Annotated in this window: 6 protein-coding genes; all 6 read right to left on the bottom strand. The window is 70.8% G+C overall.

The features are described from left to right. The coding region (locus ABWK99_RS12225) for an FAD-dependent oxidoreductase (protein ID WP_372594979.1) at positions 1 to 719 on the bottom strand (719 nt) is incomplete at its 3' end. Then, positions 716 to 1,621, bottom strand: a complete 906-nt coding sequence (locus tag ABWK99_RS12230; RefSeq protein ID WP_372594980.1) for an electron transfer flavoprotein subunit alpha/FixB family protein — start codon at positions 1,619 to 1,621, stop codon at positions 716 to 718. The genes ABWK99_RS12230 and ABWK99_RS12225, both read right to left, overlap by 4 nt. Before the next feature lie 29 nt (positions 1,622 to 1,650). Then, positions 1,651 to 2,415 (bottom strand): hypothetical protein, encoded by a 765-nt coding sequence (locus ABWK99_RS12235; RefSeq protein ID WP_372594981.1) that lies wholly within the window; start codon positions 2,413 to 2,415, stop codon positions 1,651 to 1,653. Further along, the gene (locus ABWK99_RS12240) at positions 2,412 to 3,854 is read right to left on the bottom strand and encodes an MFS transporter (RefSeq protein WP_372594982.1); all 1,443 of its coding nucleotides are present in this window, start codon (positions 3,852 to 3,854) and stop codon (positions 2,412 to 2,414) included. The genes ABWK99_RS12235 and ABWK99_RS12240 overlap by 4 nt, the downstream gene beginning before the upstream one ends. Next, a complete protein-coding gene (locus tag ABWK99_RS12245) occupies positions 3,845 to 4,699 on the bottom strand; it encodes a MaoC/PaaZ C-terminal domain-containing protein (protein WP_372594983.1) in 855 nt (284 codons plus the stop codon). The genes ABWK99_RS12240 and ABWK99_RS12245 overlap by 10 nt, the downstream gene beginning before the upstream one ends. A gap of 41 nt (positions 4,700 to 4,740) precedes the next feature. Next, a partial coding sequence (locus tag ABWK99_RS12250) for an AMP-binding protein (RefSeq protein ID WP_372594984.1) occupies positions 4,741 to 6,293 on the bottom strand: 1,553 nt, incomplete at its 5' end.

A 6,293-nucleotide genomic window follows, 5' to 3' on the forward strand; every position in this document is an offset into this window, starting at 1 on the left:
CCGACCGAGACCGACTCGCGGTTGGTGTAGAGGAAGGCCCCGCCACCGACGCCCTGCGTGCAGTCGCCGACGATCGCGTGCGCGACGCCCTCGTCCCCGCTGACGTGGAAACGCTCCTCGATCGTTGCCGAGGGAAGCGCGACGACGGCCTTGACGCCGACCGCGAGGTGCTTGGTCGGCGGCGCGACGCGCAGGCCGGCCCGGCGCGAGAGGAAGGAGTTGACCCCGTCCGCCGCGACGACGACATGAGCACGCAGCTCGTCGTCCCCTGCGCGGACACCCACGATGCGACCCGCCTCACGGATGACGTCGTCCACGCGGACGCCGGGCATGAGGAACACGCCGGCCTCTTCGCACTGCTCCGCGAGCCACGGGTCGAACTTGGCGCGGAGCACGGTGACCGCGTTCGTCGGCTCACCGAGGCGGGCGTCCCGGTAGTCGATCCCGACGCTGGACGAGCCGTTGAGGAACTGCACGTAGTTCCGGGTGATGCGTCGTTCGACCGGCGCCTCGGCGAGCAGGTTCGGGAAGACCTGCTCCATCACGCGGCAGTACAGGATCCCGCCGGAGAGGTTCTTGGAACCCGGCGCCTCCCCGCGCTCGATGACGACCACCGACCGACCGGCCTGGGCGAGCCGGTAGGCGGTCACCAGTCCGGCGATACCGGCCCCGACGACGATGACGTCGAAGTCGACCTCGGCCTCTGCCGTCCCGGTCACGACAGCGCCTCGGTCAGCGCCGGGACGAGCGCGTAGAGGTCGCCCACCACGCAGTAGTCGGCCTCGGCGAAGTACGGGCAGTCCTTGTCGGCGTTGATCGCGACGACGGTCCCGGCGCCCCGGGCGCCGACGACGTGCTGGAGCTGGCCGGAGACCCCGACGGCGACGTACAGCTCGGGCTGCACGTGCTGACCGGTCACGCCGACGTACCTGTCGTGCGTGTACCAGCCGAGCCCCTCGGCGAGCGGCCGGGAGCAGGCGGACTCCGCGCCGAGCGCTGCTGCCAACGCGTCGACGAGGGCGAGGTCGTCGCGGCTCTTGACGCCCCGACCCGCCGTGACGATCCGCGGCGCGCGGGTGAGGTCGACGGCCGCGCGCTCCGCCGGCTGCTCCTCGACGACCGTCACGCCGGGACGTACCTCGGCCGCACGCTCGGTCACCTCGACAGCAGAGCCGGCCGTGACGTCCGGGCCGCCGTCGACGACGAGGACGACGGGGCCGGTGACCCGCACGACCTCCTGGGCGATGCCGCCGAAGACGTCGCGGCCGAGCTCGACCGAACCGTCGGAGACGGTCACCGAGCGGACCATCGTGAAGACCTGGGCGCCGGTGGCCGCGACCACTGCACCGGCCAGGACACGGTCGGCCGGGCGCGTGGCGGCGAGCACGAGGTCGGGTGCCGCCTCCGCCACGACCTGGGCGACGGCGGGGCCGTACGCCTCCAGGGGGACGTCTGCCGCGGGGGCGCCGAGCCAGATGACGGAGTCGACGCCGCCGGCCGCGACCCGGTCGGCCACCTCTCGCCTGCCGACGACGACAGCCGTCGTCGTGCTGCCCGAGGCCATGGTGAGGAGGTCTCCGATGCGGGCGTCATCGGCGACAAGGATGTAGGTGCTGCTCATGATGCGTGTCCTGTTCTCTGTCGCGGGGTTCAGATGACCGTGTCGGCGCGAAGCGCGGCCACCAGCTCGGCCGCGGCCGCCGCGGGGTCCGAACCGTCGATCACGAGGGTCTTGCGGGCCTTGAGGGTGGGCGGGGCGGTGGAGAGCACCTCGACCGACCCGGGCGGCGGCACGGCTGCCTCCACGACATCGGTCGGCTTCTTGCCGGCCGCGAGGATGTCCTTCATCCCCGGGACCGTCGGGATCGCTGCGTCGGGAGCCACCGACAGCACCACGGGCCCGGTCACCCGGAGCGACTGCGTCCCGCCCTCGCGGGAACGCGAGACCGTGAGCTCACCGGCGGCTCCGGCGACCGAGGTCACGTTCGTCACGACCGGCCAGCCGAGCTCTGCGCCGAGGACGGCGCCCACCAGCTGTGCCCCCAGGTCAACCGAGGAGTCGCCGGTGAGCACCAGGCCCACCTCACCGACCTGCTCGACGACCTGGGCGAGCACGCGAGCGGTACGCCCGGCATCGGCGCCCGCCCAGTCGTCGTCGGTGACGATCGCCAGACGGTCCAGGCCCCGGGACAGGGCCGCCTTGCGGGCCATGCTGCTCCCGGTCTCCGACGTCCCGACGCTGATCCCGACGAGCTCGGCACCGAGCGCGTCCGCCAGCCCTCGGCCGACGGTGATCGCGACCTGGTCGTACTCGGAGATCGCGGGCTTGGCCCGGCTCCAGTCGACGGCTCCCGACCCGGACACCGAGGCGTCCTGGGGGTTCGGGGCCCACTTGTAGGCAACGGCGATCTTCATCTCTGTGCTTCTCTCGTCTGGCCGCTCACGGCGATCGTCTTGTCGGGGTCGAGTCGTTCGGTGGACGGGTGCGCGCCGGCGGGGCGGCCCCATCGGGACAGGCCGAGGGTGCTGGCCTGGGCAAGCGTCAGTCCGCGGGTCTCGGGTGCGAGGAGCACGGAGACGAGCAGACCGACGGCGGAGATGGCGGCGCCGGCGAGCATCGTCGCCCGGCTGCCGTAGTGCAGGAGGAAGGCGGGAAGGACGTAGGTCGAGACCACCGTGCCGATACGGCTGAACGCCATCGCCGCACCGGTGGCCGACGCACGGATGTCGGTCGGGAACAGCTCGTTCGGGTACAGCCACTGCAGGTTGCCCGGCCCGCCGGAGAAGAAGGCGTACGCGCCGAGGCAGACGATGATCAGCCCGACCCCCGCGACCGGCACCACGCCGAGCACGGCGAGCGAGAGCGTCATGATGGTGAAGCTGCCGATCAGCAGCTTGCGCCGCCCGAGCGAGTTCGCCCAGAACATCGCGGGGATGCAGCCGACCATGAAGAAGGTGCCGATGACGATCTGGCCGAGGGTGGCCGTCTGCACCTCACCGAGACCGAGGTCGCTCATGATCTGCGGGCCGAAGGTGTAGATCGCGAACATCGGGACCGCCTGGCACATCCAGATCGTCCCGACGAAGAGGACCTTGCCGATCTGCCCGCGACGGAACAGCGCCCCGTACCCGGCCTTCGCCGAGGCGTCGGCCTCGAGCTCGACATCGGCGCCGAAGACCTGCCGCACGATCTCCTCGGCCTCGGCCTGCCGGTCCTTGCGCATCAGCCATCGCGGCGACTCCGGGACCTCCCAGCGCCCGACCAGGATCACCAGGCACGGGATCGCCGCGGAGGCGAGCATCCAGCGCCAGCCGCCGTCGACCGAGAGCAGGAGGTAGCCCACGAGGAACGCGACGTTCGCCCCGACGTACCAGGCGGCCGCAGCCACCCCCATCGATACCGCGCGGTGCCGGCGCGGGGAGAACTCCGCGATGAGCGAGGTCGCGATCGGGTAGTCGGCGCCGACCGCGATCCCGATGAGGAAGCGCATGAGGACGAGCGTCGCCGCGTTCGGCACGAACGCCGTGGCCACCGAGATGACGGCGATGCTGACGATGTCCAGCACGAACATCCGCTTGCGGCCGATCCGGTCGGTGAGCCAGCCGCCCACGGCGGTCCCGAGGAAGAGCCCGGCGATCGCGGCGACGCCGATGGCACCGATCCACGCGGCGTCGAGGTCCAGCTCGGGACCGAGCTGGATCAGCGCCACCCCGATCAACGACAGCACGTAGCCGTCGAGGAACGGGCCGCCGCTCGCGAAGACGGTGAGCCGCTTGAGGAACGGCGTCATCTGGACGTCGTCGAGCGGCACCCGTCCGGGTGCCGCACCGACGTCGGAAGAGCTCAGCGCCACTCGATGACACCCCAGTTCAGGAACGGCTTCGCCGACTCGTCGTCGGCGTTCACCAGGCGGAAGTGCACCCGGTTGTCGTCCATCCGCCAGAACTGGCTGGTGACCCTCGTCCCTGGCAGGAGCGAGGCGGTGATCCGGGTCTTGAACCGGGTCAGACGCTCGGGCTCACCCGGGACGAACGAGGTCACGAAGTGCCGGCACACGACACCGGCGAAGCTCACGGCGTGCAGGATCGGGCGAGGCTGACCGTTCTCCGCCGCGTAGTCCCAGTCCGCGTGCTGCGGGTGGTAGTCGCCGGAGAGCCGGTAGATCAGCGCCTGGTTCTCGGGGACCCGCTCGGTCACCTCGACGTCGGGCGCCCGGTCGGGCATCTCCACCAGGTCCTTCGGCGCCGCCGGGCCACCCCAGCCGCCGTCGTAGATCAGGCAGTCCCAGCTCTCGTTGGTGAAGAGCAGGTTGCCCTCGCCGTCGTAGGTGTCGCCGACGTGCTGGGCGAGCAGTCCCTTGCCCTCACCGCGGTCGAACAGTCCCTTGAGCTGCACCTTCGTGCTCAGCGTGTCGGCCAGCTCGGTGATCGGGCGGTGGAACGTGAGGTCGAAGCTCCAGTGCAGCGAGCCGGCGTAGTTGTAGCCGTAGTCGATCGTCCGGGTGACCTCCGAGTCGACGATCGGCATCGCGCCGAAGGTCGGCAGGACCTTCATGTCCTTCTCGTACACGTACTCCAGGTCGGTCCGACCGTCGATCGCACAGCCCGAGCCGAGCGCGAACAGGCTCAGGTCCTTGAAGGTGTACTCGCGGGTGAACGGGCCGAACCACTGCCCGACCATCTCGGTGTTGATAGCCATGTCTCTCCTGCTCTCTCGGCCTCCCACGAGGCCCTCGGATGTCACGACAGGGCGCTCTTGGCGACCTTGAACGTGGTGGTCAGCGGAAGGGCGTCCACGACCTCGACCAGGGACGGCACCTTGAAGTCGCTCAGCCGCGACGCCGCCCAGCCCTGGATCTCGGTGACGCTCAGGCACGAGCCCGGCCGCAGCACGACGAAGGCCTTGACCGCCTCGTCGTGCAAGGAGTCGGGGACTCCGACGACCGCCGCCTGGGCGATCTCCGGGTGCGCCGTCAACGCCTCCTCCACCTCGCCGGGCGAGACGTTCTCCCCCGCCCGCTTGATGAAGTGGGAGAGGCGGTCGACGAAGAAGAACCAGCCGTCCTCGTCCACCCAGCCGACGTCCCCGGTGCGGAACCAGCCGTCATCGGTGTAGACCTCCGCCGTGGCGACCGGGTCGCCGTGGTAGCCGGCCATGAGCGTGCGGCCGGGCACCCCCTTGATCTGGATCTCGCCGTGCTCGCCGGCTGCGAGCTCCTGCCCGTCCGGGCCGGCGATCCGCGCCTCGTACCCGAGCCCGACGCGGCCGATCGACGGCCAACGACGCGGCCCGACCGGTGGGTCGGTCAGCACGCCGACGAGGGTCTCGCTCGTGCCGTAGGAGTTGAGCAGCCGCACCCCGAAACGCTCGACGAAGGCCACCTTCTCCTCGTCGCTGATCGGGAGGTAGTACAGGACCTCGCGCACCCGATGGTCACGGTCGTCCGACGCCGGGGGCTGCAGGAGCATCGTCCGGGCGATCGTGGAGATCGCCTGGACGACCGTGGCGTCGTGGTCCTTGACCTGGGCCCAGAACTTCCGCGCGCTGTACCGCTCGACCGCGACGAGACAGGCACCGACCGTCAGCACCGGCATGAGGGCGTTGAGCACGAAGTTCACGTGGCAGGCCGGCATCGTCGTCAGGAGCCGGTCCTGTCCGGTCATCGCTGACTGCCAGGTGACGAAGATCCCCGAGAACAGCAGGTTCGCGTGGGTGAGGACGACAGCCTTCGGCTCCGCCGTCGAGCCGGACGAGAAGACGATGACCGCCGGGTCGTCGCTGCTCAGCGCCACCGGGTCCACCAAGGTGTCCTGCTGGCGGTCCCGCTGGGCGCAGTAGGAGTCCTCACCGGTCGAGCAGTCCCGCGCCACCAGGACCCGGATGCCGGGCGGGTAGCCCTCCTCCGGACGCACCTCCGGCTCGCAGACGACGAGTCGTGCGTCCACCCTGCCGAGGATCCGCGCGCACTCGACGGCGGTCGCCCGCGGGTGGAGCGGCACGGCGACGGCCCCGATCACGGCCAGGGCGAACAGGCACTCGATCTGCTGGGGGCTGTTCCCCAGGTGCACGCCCACGCAGTCCCCCGGCAGCACGCCCAGTCCACGCAGCAGGTTCGCGGCACGGATGATGCGCGCGCCGAACTCCCCGTAGGTGCTGGCGGTGACGCGTCCCTCGGGGTCCTCGTGCACGAGGAAGGTGTCCAGCGCATGGTGCTGCGCGAGCTCTTCCCACTGGTCCCGCAGGGTGCGGTTGGCGACGATGTCCATGATCGGGCTGTCGTCGGCGTGCACGG

The sequence above is a fragment of the Actinotalea sp. genome (assembly GCF_041597215.1).
Taxonomy (GTDB): Bacteria; Actinomycetota; Actinomycetes; order Actinomycetales; family Cellulomonadaceae; genus Actinotalea.

What these genes read in the sequence shown, in the direction of transcription:
- ABWK99_RS12230 (WP_372594980.1), bottom strand. Translation starts at nt 1,621, where the DNA reads ATGAGCAGCACCTACATCCTTGTCGCCGATGACGCCCGCATCGGAGAC.
- ABWK99_RS12235 (WP_372594981.1), bottom strand. Translation starts at nt 2,415, where the DNA reads ATGAAGATCGCCGTTGCCTACAAGTGGGCCCCGAACCCCCAGGACGCC.
- ABWK99_RS12245 (WP_372594983.1), bottom strand. Translation starts at nt 4,699, where the DNA reads ATGGCTATCAACACCGAGATGGTCGGGCAGTGGTTCGGCCCGTTCACC.